The sequence below is a fragment of the Streptomyces subrutilus genome, from assembly GCF_008704535.1.
Lineage (GTDB): Bacteria > Actinomycetota > Actinomycetes > Streptomycetales > Streptomycetaceae > Streptomyces > Streptomyces subrutilus.
Map to the genome: position 1 here is coordinate 5,895,110 of NZ_CP023701.1, position 18,531 is coordinate 5,913,640.

The following is an 18,531-nucleotide window of genomic DNA, read 5'->3' on the forward strand; positions in this document are numbered from 1 at the left end:
CACCACCGACCTCCCCGCGCCCGGTCCGGACCTGCCTGCCCGATCCACGAAGGCGAAGTCATAGATGAGTGACCGCACCTTGGCCGGGGCCCCCGCCCCGGTGTCCACCCCGCATGTCGACGCCGGCGACGCGGGGTACAGCAAGGACCTCAAGCCCCGCCACATCAACATGATCGCGATCGGCGGGGCGATCGGCACGGGCCTCTTCCTCGGAGCCGGCGGCCGCCTCGCCGGAGCCGGCCCCTCCCTCGCGATCGCCTACGCGGTGTGCGGTGTCTTCGCCTTCTTCGTCGTCCGGGCCCTCGGCGAGCTCGTCCTCTACCGGCCCTCCTCCGGCGCCTTCGTCTCCTACGCCCGCGAGTTCATGGGGGAGAAGGGCGCCTACACGGCCGGCTGGCTCTACTTCCTGAACTGGTCCACCACCACCGTCGCCGACATCACCGCCGCCGCGACCTACGCCCACTTCTGGTCGCTGTTCACCGACGTCCCCCAGTGGGTCCTCGCCTTCATCGCCCTGGCCGTCGTCCTCACCGCGAACCTGATCTCCGTGAAGTACTTCGGCGAGATGGAGTTCTGGTTCTCCCTGGTCAAGGTCACCGCCCTGGTCGTCTTCCTGGCCGTCGGCATCTGGCTCGTGGCCACCGGCCACCCGATCGACGGCCACACCCCGGGCCTGTCCTCCGTCACGGACAGCGGCGGCCTCTTCCCCGTCGGCGTCCTGCCGATGCTCCTGGTGATCCAGGGCGTGGTCTTCGCGTACGCCTCCGTCGAGCTCTGCGGCGTCGCCGCGGGCGAGACCGAGAACCCCGAGAAGATCATGCCCAAGGCCATCAACTCGATCATGTGGCGCGTGGGCGTCTTCTACGTCGGCTCCGTCGTCATGCTGGCCCTGCTGCTCCCGTACACGGAGTACTCCGCCGACCAGAGCCCCTTCGTCACCGTCTTCGACAAGCTCGGCGTTCCCGGCGCCGCCGGCATCATGAACCTCGTCGTCCTGACGGCGGCCCTCTCCAGCCTGAACTCCGGCCTCTACTCCACCGGCCGCATCCTGCGCTCGATGTCCCTCGCCGGATCCGCCCCGAAGTTCACCGGCGTCATGAACAAGGGCAAGGTCCCCTACGGCGGCGTCCTGTTCACCGCCGCCTTCGGCGTCGCGGGCGTCGGCCTCAACTACTTCATGGCGGAGGAGGCCTTCGAGATCGTCCTGAACTTCGCCTCGCTCGGCATCCTCGGCACCTGGGCCATGGTCATGCTCTGCTCCCTCCACTTCTGGCGCCGCGCCCGGCAGGGCCGCGTCGAGCGCCCCGCCTACCGCCTGCCCTGGGCCCCCTACACCCAGCTCGTGACGCTCGCCTTCCTCGTCACGGTCCTGGTCCTCATGTGGTCCGACGGCGGAGTGGGCCGCACCACGGTCATGTTCGTCCCGGTCATCGCCGCGGCCCTGGTCGGCGGCTGGTTCCTGGTCCGCCGCCGGGTCGCCGCCCTTGCGGCCCCGCGCCCCTGACCGACCCGGGCCGACGAGACGAAAGGAGGACCCCGCCGAAGCGGGGTCCTCCTCGTTCCGCCCCGGTGTCCAGGGGGTCGAACGATCCGGTGCGACCACTGCCGCGGGTCCGACTTCGAGCAGTGCCGCATGCGCGAGCCGGGCCGCCACAGCCCGGAAAAGCAGAAAACCCCACGTGAAGTGGGGTCTCAGCTGGTGTCCGAGGGGGGACTTGAACCCCCACGCCCGATAAAGGGCACTAGCACCTCAAGCTAGCGCGTCTGCCATTCCGCCACCCGGACAAGGTGTCTGTCTCGCGTCCCTCGCGGGCCGTTCCGACGTGGAAAACATTACCAAACAATCCGGGGTCCTCGATCACACCCCCGGCGGCCGGGGAGCGCCCTTGGGCGAAGCGGCCTTGAGCGGGAGGATGGGAAGCGTTCGGTACTGATCAGTGGGAGGAACAGCGTGAGCGAAACGAGCGCGGGCAGGACCGTCTCGGGCCAGGACGAGGTCGTCGACCTCTGCCGGGATCTCATCCGGATCGACACCAGCAACTACGGGGACCACTCGGGCCCCGGCGAACGCAAGGCCGCCGAGTGGGTCGCCGAGAAGCTCGCGGAGGTCGGGCTGGAGCCCCAGATCTTCGAATCGCACAAGGGGCGCGCCTCCACGGTGGCGCGGATCGAGGGGGAGGACCCGTCCCGCCCCGCCCTGCTGATCCACGGGCACACCGACGTGGTCCCGGCCAACGCCGCCGACTGGACCTACGACCCCTTCGCCGGTGAGATCGCCGACGGCTGCCTCTGGGGCCGCGGCGCCGTCGACATGAAGGACATGGACGCGATGACGCTCGCCGTCGTCCGCGACCGCATGCGCAGCGGCCGCAAGCCCCCGCGCGACATCGTGCTCGCCTTCCTCGCCGACGAGGAGGCCGGCGGAATCTACGGGGCCCGGCACCTCGTCGACAACCACCCCGAGCTCTTCGAGGGCGTCACCGAGGCCATCGGCGAGGTCGGCGGCTTCTCCTTCACCGTCAACGAGAACCTGCGCCTCTACCTGGTGGAGACCGCGCAGAAGGGCATGCACTGGATGCGGCTCACGGTGGAGGGCACCGCGGGCCACGGCTCCATGACCAACAACGACAACGCCATCACGGAGCTGTGCGAGGCCGTGGGCCGGCTCGGCCGCCACCAGTGGCCGGTGCGGGTGACCAAGACCGTACGGTCGTTCCTGGACGAGCTCTCGGACGCGCTCGGGACCCCGCTGGACCCGGACAACATGGACGCCACCCTCGCCAAGCTCGGCGGCATCGCCAAGATGGTCGGCGCGACGCTCCGCAACTCCGCCGCCCCGACGATGCTCGGCGCCGGCTACAAGGTCAACGTCATCCCCGGCCAGGCGACGGCCCACGTGGACGGGCGCTTCCTGCCCGGCTACGAGGACGAGTTCTTCGCCGACCTCGACCGGATCCTCGGACCGCGGGTGAAGCGCGAGGACGTGCACGCGGACAAGGCGCTGGAGACGGACTTCGACGGGAAGCTCGTCGACGCCATGCAGGGCGCGCTGCGGGCCGAGGACCCCATCGCGCGGGCGGTCCCGTACATGCTCTCGGGCGGCACGGACGCGAAGTCCTTCGACGACCTCGGCATCCGCTGCTTCGGCTTCGCACCGCTCCAGCTCCCGCCGGAGCTGGACTTCGCCGGCATGTTCCACGGCGTGGACGAGCGGGTGCCGGTGGAGGGGCTCAAGTTCGGCGTGCGGGTCCTGGACCGTTTCATCGACCAGGCCTAACGCCCGGAAATCGGGAAGGTGTGCGCATACCACTGAGAAGAGTGAATGCGCTCATACGCTCGTAGCCCCGGTGATCCCTCCTCGTTACAGGTGGTGCGGTCCGCGGCTGGGACCGCATTGCCTACTAGGAGGAACAATGATCAAGAAGGTTGTGGCCGCTGCGGCTGCCACTGGTGGCCTGGTTCTCGCGGGTGCGGGTCTGGCCGTCGCCGACGCGGGTGCACAGGGTGCGGCCATCGGCTCCCCCGGTGTCCTGTCCGGCAACGTCATCCAGGTCCCCGTCCACGTTCCCGTGAACGTGTGCGGCAACACGATCTCCGTGATCGGCCTGCTGAACCCGTCCTTCGGCAACACCTGCGTCAACGCCTGACGCGTCTGAAGTCTTTGGCCCCGGAGTGCGTTCCTGCGCTCCGGGGCCGCCGGGCTTTCCGGCCCGGCCCACCGAACTTCGGCATGCCGGGCGGGGGAGCCTGAATGACCCGGCCGCCGACGTTTTCACCCGAAAACGTACACAGCAGGGGACGATCAACGATGCGACGACCGGCACAGGTCACCAGGAAGACCCTGATCACCATGGCGGCCGCGGGAGGTGTCCTCGCCCTGGGCGGGGGCTACGCGCACGCGGACGCCGGCGCCTCGGGACAGGCCGCGAACTCGCCCGGGCTGCTGTCCGGGAACCAGCTCCAGGCACCCGTGGACGTTCCGGTGAACGCCTGCGGCAACAGCGTGAACGTGGTGGGGCTCCTGAACCCGGCCTTCGGCAACCGCTGCACCAACGCCTCGACCGCCAAGCCGAACCACCCCGGCCAGCCGGGACACCCCGGTACCCCCGGCCAGCCGGGACACCCGGGCAACCCCGGCACCCCGGGCAACCCCGGCACCCCGGGCAACCCCGGTACCCCGGGACATCCCGGTACCCCGGGACACCCGGGCAACCCCGGCACCCCGGGACACCCGGGCAACCCCGGTACCCCGGGGGGTCACAACCCGGGTACGCCCGGTGGTCACAACCCCGGTACGCCCGGAACCGGCACCCCCGGGGGGCAGACGCCCGGCATCCCCGGTACGGGTACCCCCGGCACCCCCGGTACGGGCACCGTCACCCCGGTCACGCACCCCGGCACGGGCGCCGGCAAGCCGTCCGGCGGGACCGCCGGGCTCGCCGCCACCGGTGCGGGTGACGTCCTCACCGCCGGCCTCCCGCTCGCCGGCGGCCTGCTGCTGGCCGGCACCGTGCTCTACCGACGGGCCCGCAGCGCCGCCTGACGGCCGCGTCCGGCGCGGGCCCCGCCCCCGGGGCCCGCGCCGTCCACCTCACCAGGTCGCGCGTACCTGGCGGATGATCCGCCGGCGCAACCGCACCCGGCGGCTGCCGTCCCGGTGCAGGGTCAGGCGGTCGAGTTCCCAGTTCCCGTACTCGGCATGATCGGTCAGCAGGCGGGTCGCTTCCTTCCGAGGAACCCCGCGGGGCACGTACACGTCGATGAATTCGTATTCCGGCATCGCATCTATTGTGCGGGCAGAGCCCCGCTACGGATAGCGTCTGCCCTATGTCTGATGCCGCTCTGCCCACTGTTGCCGAGGTACGCGCCGCCGCCGAGGCGGTCAAGGCCGCGCTCGACCGCCACCTCGCCGCGGTCGAGCGCAGGACCGGGGACGAGGATCCCGACGTCTACGCCGCGTTCAACGAACTCGCCGCCGCCGCCGAGGAGTACGACGAACTCCTCTACGACCGGTACGACGAGGTCACCCCCTTCGAGATCCCCACGCCCGACGACGGCGTGCCGTACACCGGCCCCGCCGAGCCCGCCGCCTTCAGCGTGCTCATCCGCCGGGACTACGCCGTCGTCGAGCCGCCGCGACTGATCGCCCAGGCCGAGCGTGTCGCCGCCCACGACCGGGACGCCGACCTGCTCCACGACGGCGGGACCGCCGGAGCGCTCGGGGTGCTCTTCGGCGAGTACGAGCCCGACGAGATCGCCTCCCGCTACAAGGAGTTCGGCTTGGAGGAGGGCGACTCCACCCTCTGGATCGCGGCCTCCGAGGAGGCTCCGGAGCCGGGGGAGTGGCTCGATTCGCCGTTCGGGCACACCGGCCCGGAGGACGTGCTGCACCGCTTCGACGTCAGCGCCGTCTTCGACGAGGAGACCGACGGGTTCGACGAGGACGAGGACGGAGAAGAGGGCGAGGACGAGGTCGAGGGCGCCCGTCCGGGCCTGACCCCCGCCTAGGTTGTCCGGGCCGTCTCCTCCCGCACCGCACACCGCGGCTCCCGCCCGTCACGGGCGGGAGCCGCGCCGTGCTCCCGGACGCGCTACTCGGGCCGGGGGCGGGCCTGCGCCGCCAGGGCCGTCAGCAGGCCCGTCAGCCGGGTCGTACGGGGCTTCGGCAGCCCCTCCGCCACCGCGCGCGGCAGGGCCTGGTCCACGCCGTGCACCACGGACAGGTGCCGTTCGGCGCGGCCGAACGCCGTGTACACCCAGTCCCGCGACAGGGCCTGCGCCGCGTCACCGGGCAGCACGACCACGACCGCCGGCCAGCGGGCACCCGCGGCCTGGTGGGCGGTCACCGCCCAGCCGTGCCGCACCTGTGCCTCCACCAGCTCCTGCGGCACGACCACCGGCGCACCCGCGCGGTCCAGGTGCAGTCCCTGCGCGTCGGCCGACACCACCCGGGCCGGCAGGGCGCGACCGGGCGAGGGGACGTGGACGACCCGGTCGCCGGGGTCGAAGCCGCCGAACCGGCCGGGGCCCGGGTTCAGCCGCTCCTTCAGGGCGCTGTTCAGCGCCCGTGTCCCGGCCGCGCCGCCGTGGCCCGGGGTGATCACCTGCACGTCGTCCGCCGGTACGCCGAAGGCCCGCGGCACGGACTCGGCGACCAGCTGCACCGTGCGGTGCACGGCCTCGCCGGCGTCGCGCACGGGGACGATCACGACTTCCTTGCCGGGGGCGTCGACCTGGAGCAGCTCCCCGATCCCCACCCCCGAGACCAGCTCGCCCAGGGGGCCCGGGTCGGGCACGCGGGAGGCCAGCCGCGGGCAGGTGCCGGCCGCCAGCACGTCGCCGAACACCCGGCCCGCCCCGGCCGACCCCAGCACGCCCGGGTCGCCGGACAGGACCAGCCGGGCCCCGTCCGGGACCGACTCGACCAGTGCCGCCGCCGTCTCCACGTCCAACTGCGGCGCGTCCAGCACCACGAGCAGGTCCAGGGCGAACTGCCCGTCGGCGTCCCGCCCCGGCCCCTCCGCCCCCGACAGCAGCCCCGCCACGGTCACGGAGGGGGGTCCGGCCGGGGCGTGCGCGGCCAGGCAGGCGCGCAGGCCCAGCCGCCGGGCGGCCGCCAGCAGGGCCAGCGGTTCGGCGCGGGCCGCCTCGCCGCCGGTGTGGGCGACCAGGCCGTTGCCCGCGACCGCCCGGATCAGGTCGGCGCCCGGACCCGTCGCGGCCGCGGACCAGTCGGCCGGGTCGCCGGCGGAGCCGTCGAAGGTGCTGGCGATGCGGGCCAGGCCGTCGGCCAGGCTCTCCTCGGCCATCGCGGGCCCCTCCAGCCCCACGAGCACCCGTACCGGCTGCTCGGCGTCCTCCTCGGCCGGAGGCGGGCCCAGCGGCTCGTGGAACACCAACACCGAGCCCTCGGCGACGCTCCGCTCCACTGCGGCCGCGCCGTCCGTCACGCCGTACTGCGCCAGCGCCTTCTCCAGGACCGGGACCTCCAGCGCGGTGTGCCCCTTCAGCCCCGCCTGCACCAGCAGCCACCCCACCAGGGCGTGGGTGCGGCGCTCGTCGTCGGGGCCGGCGCCAGAGTCCAGCAGGGCCCGCGCGAAGCCGTCCGCCTGGGCGGGGCGGACCGAGGGGACCGCCAAGAGGCGCCAGGGGTCCTCCGCGAGCTCCTCGGCGGCGGCCTCGCCGAGCGCGGCCGCGGCCGGCGCGGCGAGGGCCTCGGGGGCGCCGCCGCGGGCCAGCACGGCCCGTACGCCGTCCACCGCGTCGGCGGAGGGGGCGGGGACGTCCGTCCGGGGCGCGTGCGCCGGAGTGCGCTGCTGCGGGGGAGCGGCGGCCGCCCGGCGGGGCTCGGCGGGCGCCTCGTCGAAGTAGGGCGAGGGCGCCTCGGCCCCGCCCTCCACGGCCCGTACGGCGGCCAGCAGGTCGGCGGCCTTCCCACTGAGCTTCGCCCCCGCCTCGACGGGCCCGGCCCGCTCGGCCTTGCGCCGCGCGATGCGCTCGCGCTCGATCTTCTGGGCGGCCAGCTCGGCCTGCGCCTCGCTCAACCCCGGCGCGGCCCCGCCGGCCGCCGCGTCACCGGTCGCCGCCGGGGTGCCCGCGTCCTCGGACGCGTCCGCCTCCGGCCCGGCCTCCGGAGCCTGCGCCCCCGCGTCGTCCGCCTCCGCGTCCGCCGACGCGTCCGCGGCGTCCGCCTCCGCGGGTGCCGCGCCCGTGACGGCCGTCCCCGAGGCGTCCTCGCCGCTCTCGCCGTCCTCGGCGGTCTCCGTCGGGGGTGTCGCGGGCGGGGTGTCCGGCGCGGTGGCCGTGGCCGATTCCTGCCCGGCGGGGGCCCCGGCTGCCGTGTGACCCTCCGGGCCGACGGTGCCGTCGGCGGGCTCCTCGGGGGTGTCCGTGGCGGGGTCCGTGCTCACAGCGTGCTCCAGTCCTGGTCGGGATAGCGGTGCACGGGCGCCGAAACATCGTCCAACGCCCGGCAGATCTCCTCGGGAAGACTAAGGGCCTCCACCGACAGCGCCGCCGCGAGCTGCTCCGCCGTGCGCGCGCCGACCACCGGTGCGACCACCCCCGGCCGGTCCCGCAGCCAGGCCAGCGCGACCTGGAGCGGGGTCACCGCGAGCCCCTGGGCCGCGGTCACCACCGCGTCCACGATCCGCCCGGACGCCTCGTCCAGGTACGGCTCCACCAGCACGGCCAGGGACGCCGACGCCGCCCGGGAATCGGCCGGGGTGCCGTCCCGGTACTTGCCCGTCAGCACCCCGCGGCCCAGCGGTGAGGACGGCAGCAGGCCGATCCCGAGGTCCAGGGCGGCCGGCAGGACCTCCCGCTCCACGCCCCGCTGGAGCAGCGAGTACTCCATGTGCGCCGACGCGATCCTGGTGCGCGCACCGGGGGCCGCGAGCTGCCAGGTCGCCGCCTTCGCGAGCTGCCAGCCGCAGAAGCCCGCCACCCCCGCGTACCGGGCCCGGCCGCTGCTGACGGCCAGGTCCAGCGCCTGCAGCGTCTCCTCCAGGGGCGTCGCCGGGTCGAAGGCGTGCAGCTGCCACAGGTCCACGTAGTCGGTGCCCAGCCGGTCCAACGAGGCGTCGAGCGCCGCGAGCAGGTGGCCGCGCGAGCCGTCGAAGCGCCGGTCCGGATCGGGGACGCTCCCGGCCTTGGTGGCGATCACCAGGTCCCGGCGGGGGACGAGCCCGCCGATCAGCTGCCCGAGCAGGTACTCCGCCTCCCCGCCGCCGTACACGTCGGCGGTGTCGACGAGCGTGCCGCCCGCTTCCCAGAAGGTCTTCATCTGCGCGGCGGCCGCTTCCTCGCCGGTGTCCCGGCCCCAGGTCAGGGTGCCGAGGCCGATCCGGGAGACGCGCAGTCCGGTGCGGCCGAGATGCCTCTGCTCCATGAGCGCTGAGACTACTGGGGCCCTGCCCCGGACGGGCTTGGCGCGCTAGAGTCCCCCGCAGACCCACGTTACTCATCGGTACAACGGCAATCCGTAAGGGGACGACATGCGGCTCGGCATCAATCTCGGCTACTGGGGTGCGGGCATGGACGCCGACAACCTCGCCGTCGCCCAGGAGGCCGACCGCCTCGGCTACGACGTCTGCTGGGCCGCGGAGGCCTACGGCTCCGACGCCCCGACCGTGCTCGCCTGGGTCGCCGCCCAGACCGAGCGCATCGACGTCGGCTCGGCGATCCTCCAGATCCCGGCCCGCCAGCCCGCGATGACGGCCATGACGGCGGCCACCCTGGACTCCCTCACCAAGGGCCGCTTCCGGCTCGGCCTCGGCGTCTCCGGCCCGCAGGTCTCCGAGGGCTGGTACGGCGTCACGTTCGACAAGCCGCTCGCGCGGACCCGCGAGTACGTGGAGATCGTCCGCAAGGCGATGACCCGCGAGCGGCTCTCCTACGAGGGCGAGCACTGGACCCTGCCGCTGCCCGGCGGCCCGGGCAAGCCGCTCAAGCTCACCGTGCACCCCGAGCGCGAGCACATCCCGCTCTACATCGCCGCCATCGGGCCGAAGAACCTGGAGCAGACCGGCGAGATCGCCGACGGGGCCCTCCTCATCTTCCCGGCCGCCGCACACCTGGAGGCCACCGCGCTCACCCACATCCGGGCGGGCCGCGCGAAGGCCGGACTCACCATGGACGGCTTCGACGTCTGCCCCACCGTGCCGCTGGCCGTCGGTGAGGACGTGCCCGCGCTCGCCGACATGTTCCGCCCGTACACCGCGCTGTACGTCGGCGGCATGGGCAGCCGCAAGCAGAACTTCTACAACCGGCTGGCCCAGCGGATGGGCTACGAGAAGGAGGCCGCCGAGATCCAGGACAAGTACCTGGCCGGCGACAAGACCGGCGCGGCCGCGGCCGTCCCGCACTCGCTGATCGACTCGACCACCCTGCTCGGCCCCGTCGAGCGGATCGCCGACGGGATGCGGGCCTACGCGGAGGCCGGGGTCACCACCCTCACGCTGGCCCCGGCCGGCTTCACCCGCGAGGAGCGCCTCGCCGCGCTGCGCGCCGGCACCGAAGCCCTGGAGCTCGCCGGTCTCGCCTGACGGGCCCGGCGGAAGTCTGCGGCCGTGGTGGGGGCTCGGGGGTCTTCCCCGCCACGGCCGACACCGCCAACAACGCCCGAGGCGCCCACCGGGTTACGCCCGCGGGCCCGGCCCGCGGGTTCGTTCATTCGGACGAGCCCGGCCGCTCCTCGGTTGCCCGCCCCGGTGAGCGGCGGTTGACTCGGTGCATGCTCTCTGCCCGCAGCCTGTTCCAGGAGATCGTCGACCACGACGACTCCTTCCAGCTGTTCTGCTCCATCGCCGCCAGCGGGGAGTCCCAGGGCGGCTGGGAGAACGCGCGGATCGCGGCCCTGGTACCGGACGGCATGCGCGACCTCGCACCCAAGATCACCCGGCACGGCGCCGACGAGGACAAGCACGGGCGGATCTTCAACGCCCTGCTGCGCAAGCGCGGACTGGCGCCCGTCCCCGTGCCCCCCGAGACCGACTACACGATGCTGCTGGAGCGGCGCGGCATCGGGCTGGCGCACGACAAGCTGCGCCGCGAGGAGCGGCTCACCGAGCGGGACGTCCTCGTCTACCTCGCCCACAGCCGGGTCACCGAACAGCGGGCCGCCGACCAGATGGCCCTGCTGGTGCGCCACTTCGGCGACCACCCCGAGGTCGGCAGGGCCGTCCGCATGATCTGCAACGACGAGGACAACCACCTCGCCTACTGCCACGAGGAACTGCTGCGCCTGGCCCGGGCCGGCCACGGGCCGGCCATCCGGGGCGTGCTGCGCGAGAGCGCGCTCGCCGAGATCGCCGTCCACCGCGACGTCAGCCTCGCCGTCATGGGCCGCATGGGACGCCTGCTGCGCTGGCCCGCGCCGAAGGCGGCCGCGCTCGCCGCGGGCATCCGCGCGGTCCACGCCCACGAGCGGTTCGCCGGCTGGCACCGGATGGTGGACCTGCGCGAGCCGCAGCGCCGCGACGCACTGGGCGGCCCGCCGGTGACCGCGCCCGAGTTCGCGTAGCCGGCGGACGGGCCCGCCCTACAGCCAGCCGCGCCGCTTGAACAGCCGGTGCAGGCCCAGGCACACGCCGACCATCAGCGCGACCACCGCCGGATAGCCCCAGGTCCAGGTCAGCTCGGGCATGTGGTCGAAGTTCATCCCGTAGATCCCGGCCAGCATCGTCGGGACCGCGGCCATCGCCGCCCACGCCGAGATCTTGCGCATGTCGTCGTTCTGCCGGACGCCCATCTGCGCCAGGTGCGCGGACAGCGCGTCCGACAGCAGCCGGTCCAGCCCCTCGATGTACTCGTTCGCCTTCGTCAGGTGGTCGGCCACGTCGCGGAAGAACGGCCGGGCGTGCTCGTGCACGAAGGGCACGTTGCCGAAGGCCAGCCGGTCCATGGGCTGGAGCAGCGGGCTCGTCGCCCGGCGGAACTCCAGCACCTGCCGTTTGAAGGCGTAGATCCGCGAGGCCGTGTTCTTGCTGTCCGGGGTGTTCGGGGCGAAGACCTCGGCCTCCAGCTCCTCCAGGTCCGCCTGGAGCTCGGCCGCCACCTCGATGTACTCGTCCACCACGGCGTCGGACACCGCGTACAGCACCGCCGTCGGACCGTGCCGCAGCACGTCGGGCTCGTGCTCCAGCCGGCGCCGCACCGCGGCCAGCGGCGACTCCTCGCCGTGCCGGACGGTGACCACGAACGAGTCGCCCATGAACACCATCAGCTCGCCGGTGGTGACCGTGTCGCGGTCGTCGTCGTACCGCACCGGCTTCAGGACGACGAACAGGGAGTCGTCGTACACCTCCAGCTTCGGGCGCTGGTGCGCGGTCAGCGCGTCCTCCACGGCCAGCGGGTGGAGCCCGAACTCGCGCCGGACGTGGTCGAACTCGGCCTCGCTCGGCTCGTGCATGCCGACCCAGAGGAAGGCGTCGCCGGTGGCCCGCGCCTCGGCCAGGGCCTCCGAGAAGTCCTCGGGCGCCTCGGAGCGCCGGCCGTCCCGGTACATCGCGCAGTCCACAATCACGGGGGCATTGTCGCCCGCCACCGGCCCGCCCGCACACCGGCGCCACCGCTTAGGCTTGCGCCATGGCCACGCTGATCCTCGTACGACACGGGCGGTCCACCGCCAACACCGCAGGGCTGCTCGCCGGATGGACGCCGGGAGTGGCGCTCGACGAGCGCGGCGCCGAGCAGGCCGCCGCGCTGCCCGGACGGCTGGCGGGGGTGCCGCTCGCCGCCGTCGTCACCAGCCCGCTCCAGCGCTGCCGGGAGACCCTCGCACCGCTGCTGGCGGCCCGGCCGGAGCTGGAGCCGCACACCGACGAGCGGATCGGCGAGTGCCACTACGGCGACTGGTCCGGCCGCAAGCTCTCCGAGCTCTCCGACGAACCCCTGATGAAGATCGTCCAGCAGCACCCCTCGGCCGCCGCCTTCCCCGGAGGCGAGTCCATGCGGGCGATGCAGTCCCGCGCCGTGGAAGCCGTCCGGGAGTGGAACGCGCGGATCGAGGAGGAGCACGGCCCCGAGGCCGTGTTCCTGATGTGCTCGCACGGCGACATCATCAAGTCCGTCGTGGCCGACGCTCTCGGCATGCACCTCGACCTCTTCCAGCGCATCCACGTCGACCCGTGCTCCGTCACCGCCGTCCGCTACACCCCGACCCGCCCCTTCGTCGTCCGCCTCGGCGACACCGGGGACCTCGGCGCGCTCGCCCCGCGCCCCGCCTCGCCGGACGCCGGGACCTCCCCGGCCGGGGACAAAGGCACCGAAGGCGCCGGGAACGCCGTCGTGGGGGGCGGCGCGGGCGCGGCGTGATCCAACGGCGCAGTAGGGTGGACGGGCACCACGCGCCGATCTGCCCCCGCCGCCGACACTTGGAGACTGGACGTGCCCCGTCAGGTGTTCCTCTACGACCCGCCGGACCGCTTCGTGGCCGGCACGGTCGGTCTGCCGGGACGCCGTACGTTCTTCCTGCAGGCCTCCTCCGGTCCCCGGGTCACCAGCGTCTCCCTGGAGAAGACCCAGGTGGCGGCGCTGGCCGAGCGGATGGACGAGCTGCTGGACGAGGTCGTACGGCGCACCGGCGGCAACGCCCCGGTCCCGGCCGTGGCCCCGACCGAGGCGGCCGACACCGCGCCCCTGGACGTCCCGGTCGACGAGGAGTTCCGCGTCGGCACCATGGCCCTGGCCTGGGACGGCGAGGAGCAGCGGATGATCGTCGAGGCGCAGGCCCTGGTCGAGCTGGAGGCCGGCTCGGACGAGGACCTCGCCGAGGCGGAGGAGCGGCTGCTCCAGGACGAGGAGAACGGGCCGCCGATGCTGCGCGTGCGCCTCAGCGGCGCCCAGGCCCGGGCCTTCGCCAAGCGGGCCCTGGACGTGGTCAACGCGGGCCGCCCGCCGTGCCCCCTGTGCAGTCTGCCGCTGGACCCCGAGGGCCACGTCTGCCCCCGCCAGAACGGCTACCGGCGCCAGGCGTGAGCACCACGGGGGAACGCGAGGAACTGCTCGCCCGGGGCGAACTGACCGTCGTCGGACAGATCCGCGAGGCGTCCAACGCGGTCCTGCTGTGCACCGTCACCCATGCGGGGGTGAGCGCGGACTGCGTGTACAAGCCGGTCAAGGGCGAGCGGCCGCTGTGGGACTTCCCCGACGGGAACCTCGCCCGGCGCGAGGTCGCCGCCTACCTGGTCTCCGAGGCCACCGGCTGGGGGCTCGTACCGGAGACCGTGCTGCGCGACGGCCCGTACGGCGAGGGCATGGTGCAGCGCTGGATCGAGTCGGCGGCGCCGGAGGGCGACGGCGACGACGCCCCCGAGGGCGGGCTGCTGGCCCTGGTCGAGGGCGAGGAGGCGGGGGAGGGCTGGAAGCCCGTCGCCCTGGCCGAGGTCGGCGAGGGCCGCACCGCGCTGCTCGTGCACGCCGACGACCCGCGGCTGCGCCGGATGGCGGTGCTCGACGCGGTGATCAACAACGGCGACCGCAAGGGCGGCCACCTGCTGCCCGCCCCGGACGGCCGCCTCTACGGCATCGACCACGGGGTGACCTTCCACACCGAGGACAAACTGCGCACCCTGCTGTGGGGCTGGGCGGGGGAGCCGCTGACGGACGAGGCGCGCGAGGTGCTCGCCTCGCTGGCGGCCGGCCTGGCCGACGGGGCGCCGCTGGCCACCCGGCTGGCCGAACTGGTCACGGCGGTCGAGCTGATGGCCGTACGCGACCGGGTGGCCCAATTGCTGCGCACCGGGACGCATCCGGAGCCCTCGGGGCAGTGGCCGTCGATCCCGTGGCCACCGGTCTGAACCGGCCAGTCGGCATACGCATAGAACCGGCCAGACCGCAAGAGTGCCGATCAGGACAACAGTGCAGGTCCGGTTCGTTTCCGGAACACCTGTCCGGTTAGGCTCGAACCATGCATGCCTGGCCCGCTTCCGAGGTCCCCGCCCTGCCTGGCAAGGGCCGCGACCTCAAGATCCACGACACCGCGACCCGGGGGACGATCACCCTCGCCCCCGGTCCCGTCGCCCGTATCTACGTCTGCGGCATCACGCCGTACGACGCGACCCACATCGGTCACGCGGCGACCTACAACGCGTTCGACCTCGTACAGCGCGTGTGGCTCGACACCAAGCGGCAGGTTCACTACGTCCAGAACGTCACGGACGTGGACGACCCGCTCCTGGAGCGGGCCCAGCGCGACGGCCAGGACTGGACCGAACTGGCGGAGCGCGAGACCGCGCTCTTCCGCGAGGACATGACCGCCCTGCGCATGCTGCCGCCGCAGCACTACATCGGTGCCGTCGAGGCCATACCCGGCATCGTGCCGCTCGTCGAGCGGCTGCGGGACGCGGGGGCCGCGTACGAGCTGGACGGGGACGTCTACTTCTCCGTCGAGTCGGACCCCCACTTCGGCGGGGTCTCGCACCTCGACGCCGAGGCGATGCGGCTGCTGTCCGCCGAACGCGGCGGCGACCCGGACCGGCCGGGCAAGAAGAATCCGCTCGACCCGATGCTGTGGATGGCCGCCCGCCCGGGCGAGCCGAGCTGGGACGGCGGCTCGCTGGGCCGCGGCCGGCCCGGCTGGCACATCGAGTGCGTCGCCATCGCCCTGGACCACCTGGGCATGGGCTTCGACATCCAGGGCGGGGGCTCCGACCTGGCCTTCCCGCACCACGAGATGGGCGCCTCGCACGCGCAGGCGCTGACCGGCGAGTTCCCGATGGCCAAGGCGTACGTCCACGCCGGCATGGTGGGCCTGGACGGCGAGAAGATGTCGAAGTCCCGGGGCAACCTGGTCTTCGTGTCCGCGCTGCGGCGCGCCGGGGTCGACCCGGCGGCGATCCGCCTGGCCCTGCTGTCGCGGCACTACCGCGCCGACTGGGAGTGGACGGACGCCGTGCTCGCGGAGGCGGTGGCCCGCCTGGAGCGCTGGCGCGCGGCCGTGTCCCGGCCGGACGGGCTGCCCGCGGACGCCCTGGTCGAGGAGGTCCGCGAGGCCCTGGCGAACGACCTGGACGCCCCCGCCGCGCTCGCGGCCGTCGACCGCTGGGCGGAGCTCCAGCTGGCCTCGGGCGGAGACGACGCGTCGGCTCCGGGTCTGGTCTCCCGGACGGTGGACGCCCTGCTGGGCGTCGCCCTGTAGCCCGGCCGCGGCCCCTCCGGGGCCCGTGCCCGGAACGCCGGTGGGGCGGTGACCGCGTATCACGCGGTCACCGCCCCACCGGCGTTCCCGCCCTCCCGGGCCGGACCCGAAAGAGACGGCCTAGGCCTCCGGCGGCCCCGGCTCCGGCGGAGCGTCCTCCGGCGGGCTCGCGGCCGGCGGCGGGGGCTCCTCCCCGGCGACCTCCGGCTTGCGCTTCGGGGCGCGCGGCAGCCCGCCGGACGGGTCCCGCAGGTACGAGGCGTCACCCGGCTCGGCCGCGGCGGACGGGTCCCGCCGCCGCAGATACCGTTCGAACTCCCGTGCGATCGCGTCGCCGGACGCCTCGGGGAGGTCGGCGGTGTCCCGCGCCTCCTCCAGCGTCTGGACGTACTCCGCCACCTCGCTGTCCTCGGCCGCCAGTTGGTCCACGCCCAGTTGCCAGGCCCGCGCGTCCTCGGGCAGCTCGCCCAGCGGAATGCGCAGGTCGATCAGGTCCTCCAACCGGTTCAGCAGGGCCAGCGTCGCCTTCGGGTTGGGCGGCTGCGACACGTAGTGCGGCACCGCCGCCCACAGCGACACCGCCGGCACGCCCGCGTGCGTACAGGCCTCCTGGAGGATGCCCACGATGCCCGTCGGGCCCTCGTACTTCGTCTCCTCCAGGTCCATCGTCCGCGCCAGGTCCGCGTCCGAGGTGACCCCGCTCACCGGCACCGGCCGGGTGTGCGGGGTGTCCCCGAGCAGCGCGCCCAGGATGACCACCATCTCCACGCCCAGTTCGTGCGCGAAGCCGAGGATCTCGTTGCAGAACGACCGCCACCGCATGGACGGTTCGATCCCGCGCACCAGCACCAGGTCGCGCGGCTTCGCGCCGCCGATCCGGACCACCGACAGCCGGGTCGTCGGCCAGGTGATCTTCCGTACCCCGTTGTCCAGCCAGACCGTCGGCCGGTTGACCTGGAAGTCGTAGTAGTCCTCGGCGTCGAGTGCCGCGAAGACCTCGCCCTTCCACTCCCGGTCCAGGTGTGCGACCGCCCCGGAGGCGGCGTCACCCGCGTCGTTCCAGCCCTCGAACGCGGCCACCATGACCGGGTCGATCAGCTCGGGCACGCCCTCAAGCTCGATCACCCAGGTCTCCTTCCGAAGTTCCCTTGCGTACGTGGGCCAGCCTAAGCCTTGAGGGGACGTCGGCCACAGCCCACGACGGAGGGGCGGTTCCCCTCGGAACCGCCCCTCTTCCCCACCTGCGCGGGAGCTATGCCTTGCCGCCCAGCATCTCCTCGACGCGGGCCCGCACGGCCGCGTCGTCCAGACCGCGGATCGTCACCGTGGTACGGCGCCGCAGCACGTCGTCGACCGTCTCGGCCCACTCGTTGTCCCGGGCGTAGGCGACCTGCGCCCAGATCTCCGGGCCGTCCGGGTGGATCCGCTCGGCCAGCGCCGGGTCCTCGTTGGCGAGGCGGGCGATGTCGAAGGCCAGCGAACCGTAGTGCGAGGCCAGGTGGCGCGCGGTCAGCGGGTCCATCCGGGTGCCGGGCTCGCGGTCCACGAGCAGCCGGTGCGCGACCGCGTTCGGGTTCGCGACACCGGGCAGCGCGATCCGGCGGACCAGGGACTTGACCGGCTCCATGTCCTCGGTCAGCGGGCTGCCGGGGAGCTTGGCCAGCTTGTCCATGACCACCCGGCCGATGTGGCGGTAGGTGGTCCACTTGCCGCCGGCCACCGACAGCATGCCGCCGGCGCCCTCGGAGACGACCGTCTCGCGCTTGGCCTTCTCCACGCCGCCGGGGCCGCCGGGCAGCACCCGCAGGCCCGCGAAGGCGTAGGTCATCAGGGAGCGGTCCAGGTCGGCGTCCTTCACCGAGAAGGCCGCCTCGTCCAGGATCTGCTCGATGTCGGACTCGGTGGCGCGCACGTCGCCCGGGTCGCCCTCGTACACCTCGTCGGTGGTGCCGAGCAGCAGCTGGTCCTCCCAGGGGAGGGCGAAGGTGATGCGGTACTTGTCGATCGGGGTGGCCATGGCGGCCTTCCACGGCGACGTGCGCTTCATGACGATGTGCGCGCCCTTGGAGAGGCGGATCGACGGCAGTGCGTGCTTGTCCTCCATGCGCCGCAGGTGGTCCACCCACGGGCCGGTGGCGTTGAGCACGACGCGCGCGTCGACACCGAACTCGGTCCCGTCGAGACGGTCCTTGAGCTCGGCGCCGGAGACCCGGCCGCGCGTCATGCGCAGGCCGGTGACCTCGGCGTGGTTGAGGACGACCGCGCCCGACTCGACGGCCGCGCGGACCGTCATGACGGCGACGCGGGAGTCGTTCATCTGGTGGTCGTAGTAGACCGCGACGGCCTTGAGGTTGTCCGTCTTCAGGCCCGGGTTGTCGGCGACGGCGCGGGCCGGCGATATCACCTTGCCCATGCCGTCGCCGAAGGCCGAGAGGGCGGAGTAGGCGAAGACGCCCGCACCCAGCTTGGCCGCGCCGACCGGGCCGCCCTTGTAGACCGGCAGGTAGAAGGTGAGCGGGTTGACCAGGTGCGGGGCCACGTCCTTGGCCAGCACCCGGCGCTCGTGGTGGTTCTCGGCGACCAGCTTGACCGCGCCGGTCTGCAGGTAGCGCAGACCGCCGTGGACCAGCTTGGAGGAGGCGGAGGAGGTGGCGCCGGCGAAGTCGCCGGCGTCCACCATGGCGACCCGCAGCCCCGACTGCGCGGCGTGCCAGGCCACCGAGGTGCCCAGGATTCCACCGCCGATGACCAGCAGGTCGTACGTGGCCTTCGCCAGCTGCTCACGGGTCTCGGCGCGGCTCGCGTTCGAACCGGCGGTCGGGTGCGCGCCCAGTGCGGGGACGCTCTGCGGGCTGCTCATGTCGTTGACTCCTACTTGCTCGTCGCTTGCG

17 protein-coding genes and 1 tRNA gene are annotated in these 18,531 nt (G+C 73.4%); 11 read left to right on the plus strand and 7 right to left on the minus strand.

Translation table 11 applies throughout. From position 1 onward, the window contains the following. The first annotated feature begins 64 nt into the window (after positions 1–64). Complete coding sequence (locus tag CP968_RS26130; protein ID WP_150520326.1) at positions 65–1,504, plus strand: amino acid permease; 1,440 nt, start codon at positions 65–67, stop codon at positions 1,502–1,504. A 193-nt stretch (positions 1,505–1,697) separates the two neighbouring features. On the opposite strand, the gene CP968_RS26135 is transcribed toward CP968_RS26130, so the two are convergent. Continuing rightward, a tRNA-Leu gene (locus tag CP968_RS26135) sits at positions 1,698–1,785 on the minus strand. 166 nt (positions 1,786–1,951) lie between these two features. On the opposite strand from CP968_RS26135, the gene CP968_RS26140 reads away from it, so the two are divergent. The 3 genes from CP968_RS26140 to CP968_RS26150 all read left to right on the plus strand — a co-directional run bounded on the left by CP968_RS26140 (position 1,952) and on the right by CP968_RS26150 (position 4,543). Beyond that, positions 1,952–3,277, plus strand: coding sequence for a M20/M25/M40 family metallo-hydrolase (locus CP968_RS26140; RefSeq protein WP_150520327.1), 1,326 nt, complete (start codon positions 1,952–1,954; stop codon positions 3,275–3,277). A 136-nt stretch (positions 3,278–3,413) separates the two neighbouring features. Continuing rightward, complete coding sequence (gene chpH, locus CP968_RS26145; protein ID WP_150520328.1) at positions 3,414–3,647, plus strand: chaplin ChpH; 234 nt, start codon at positions 3,414–3,416, stop codon at positions 3,645–3,647. A 161-nt stretch (positions 3,648–3,808) separates the two neighbouring features. Then, positions 3,809–4,543 (plus strand): chaplin family protein, encoded by a 735-nt coding sequence (locus CP968_RS26150; protein ID WP_167536852.1) that lies wholly within the window; start codon positions 3,809–3,811, stop codon positions 4,541–4,543. 48 nt (positions 4,544–4,591) lie between these two features. On the opposite strand, the gene CP968_RS26155 is transcribed toward CP968_RS26150, so the two are convergent. Continuing rightward, positions 4,592–4,780: a DUF5703 family protein gene (locus CP968_RS26155; RefSeq protein ID WP_150520329.1), complete on the minus strand. Its 189-nt coding sequence runs from the start codon at positions 4,778–4,780 to the stop codon at positions 4,592–4,594. 47 nt (positions 4,781–4,827) lie between these two features. Here CP968_RS26155 and CP968_RS26160 point away from each other — a divergent pair, with 47 nt between their 5' ends. Further along, the gene (locus CP968_RS26160) at positions 4,828–5,508 is read left to right on the plus strand and encodes a hypothetical protein (protein ID WP_150520330.1); all 681 of its coding nucleotides are present in this window, start codon (positions 4,828–4,830) and stop codon (positions 5,506–5,508) included. Positions 5,509–5,591: 83 nt separating this feature from the next. Here CP968_RS26160 and CP968_RS26165 read toward each other — a convergent pair whose 3' ends face one another. Next, a complete protein-coding gene (locus CP968_RS26165) occupies positions 5,592–7,910 on the minus strand; it encodes a helix-hairpin-helix domain-containing protein (protein ID WP_150520331.1) in 2,319 nt (772 codons plus the stop codon). After that, the gene (locus CP968_RS26170) at positions 7,907–8,890 is read right to left on the minus strand and encodes an aldo/keto reductase (protein ID WP_150520332.1); all 984 of its coding nucleotides are present in this window, start codon (positions 8,888–8,890) and stop codon (positions 7,907–7,909) included. Before CP968_RS26170 ends, CP968_RS26165 begins: the two co-directional genes overlap by 4 nt. Positions 8,891–8,996: 106 nt before the next feature. On the opposite strand from CP968_RS26170, the gene CP968_RS26175 reads away from it, so the two are divergent. Continuing rightward, complete coding sequence (locus CP968_RS26175) at positions 8,997–10,046, plus strand: LLM class F420-dependent oxidoreductase (RefSeq protein WP_150520333.1); 1,050 nt, start codon at positions 8,997–8,999, stop codon at positions 10,044–10,046. 188 nt (positions 10,047–10,234) lie between these two features. Continuing rightward, a complete protein-coding gene (locus CP968_RS26180) occupies positions 10,235–11,023 on the plus strand; it encodes a ferritin-like domain-containing protein (protein WP_150520334.1) in 789 nt (262 codons plus the stop codon). A gap of 18 nt (positions 11,024–11,041) precedes the next feature. Here CP968_RS26180 and corA read toward each other — a convergent pair whose 3' ends face one another. Then, positions 11,042–12,007, minus strand: coding sequence for a magnesium/cobalt transporter CorA (corA, locus tag CP968_RS26185; RefSeq protein ID WP_150522139.1), 966 nt, complete (start codon positions 12,005–12,007; stop codon positions 11,042–11,044). Positions 12,008–12,087: 80 nt separating this feature from the next. Between corA and CP968_RS26190 the strand changes: the two genes are divergently transcribed. The 4 genes from CP968_RS26190 (at position 12,088) to mshC (ending at position 15,640) form a co-directional block, all read left to right on the plus strand. Further along, a complete protein-coding gene (locus tag CP968_RS26190) occupies positions 12,088–12,816 on the plus strand; it encodes a histidine phosphatase family protein (RefSeq protein ID WP_150520335.1) in 729 nt (242 codons plus the stop codon). 72 nt (positions 12,817–12,888) lie between these two features. Next, a complete protein-coding gene (locus tag CP968_RS26195) occupies positions 12,889–13,479 on the plus strand; it encodes a DUF3090 domain-containing protein (RefSeq protein ID WP_150520336.1) in 591 nt (196 codons plus the stop codon). Beyond that, positions 13,443–14,300, plus strand: a complete 858-nt coding sequence (locus CP968_RS26200) for an SCO1664 family protein (protein ID WP_150522140.1) — start codon at positions 13,443–13,445, stop codon at positions 14,298–14,300. Before CP968_RS26195 ends, CP968_RS26200 begins: the two co-directional genes overlap by 37 nt. Before the next feature lie 110 nt (positions 14,301–14,410). Beyond that, entirely contained in the window at positions 14,411–15,640 is a 1,230-nt protein-coding gene (gene mshC, locus CP968_RS26205; RefSeq protein ID WP_150520337.1) for a cysteine--1-D-myo-inosityl 2-amino-2-deoxy-alpha-D-glucopyranoside ligase, read from the plus strand. A 120-nt stretch (positions 15,641–15,760) separates the two neighbouring features. Here the strand turns inward: mshC and CP968_RS26210 are convergent, their stop codons facing one another. Both CP968_RS26210 and CP968_RS26215 read right to left on the minus strand, forming a co-directional pair. Next, positions 15,761–16,765 (minus strand): PAC2 family protein, encoded by a 1,005-nt coding sequence (locus CP968_RS26210; protein WP_150520338.1) that lies wholly within the window; start codon positions 16,763–16,765, stop codon positions 15,761–15,763. A gap of 127 nt (positions 16,766–16,892) precedes the next feature. Continuing rightward, a complete protein-coding gene (locus CP968_RS26215) occupies positions 16,893–18,500 on the minus strand; it encodes a glycerol-3-phosphate dehydrogenase/oxidase (protein ID WP_150520339.1) in 1,608 nt (535 codons plus the stop codon). Positions 18,501–18,531 lie beyond the last annotated feature (31 nt).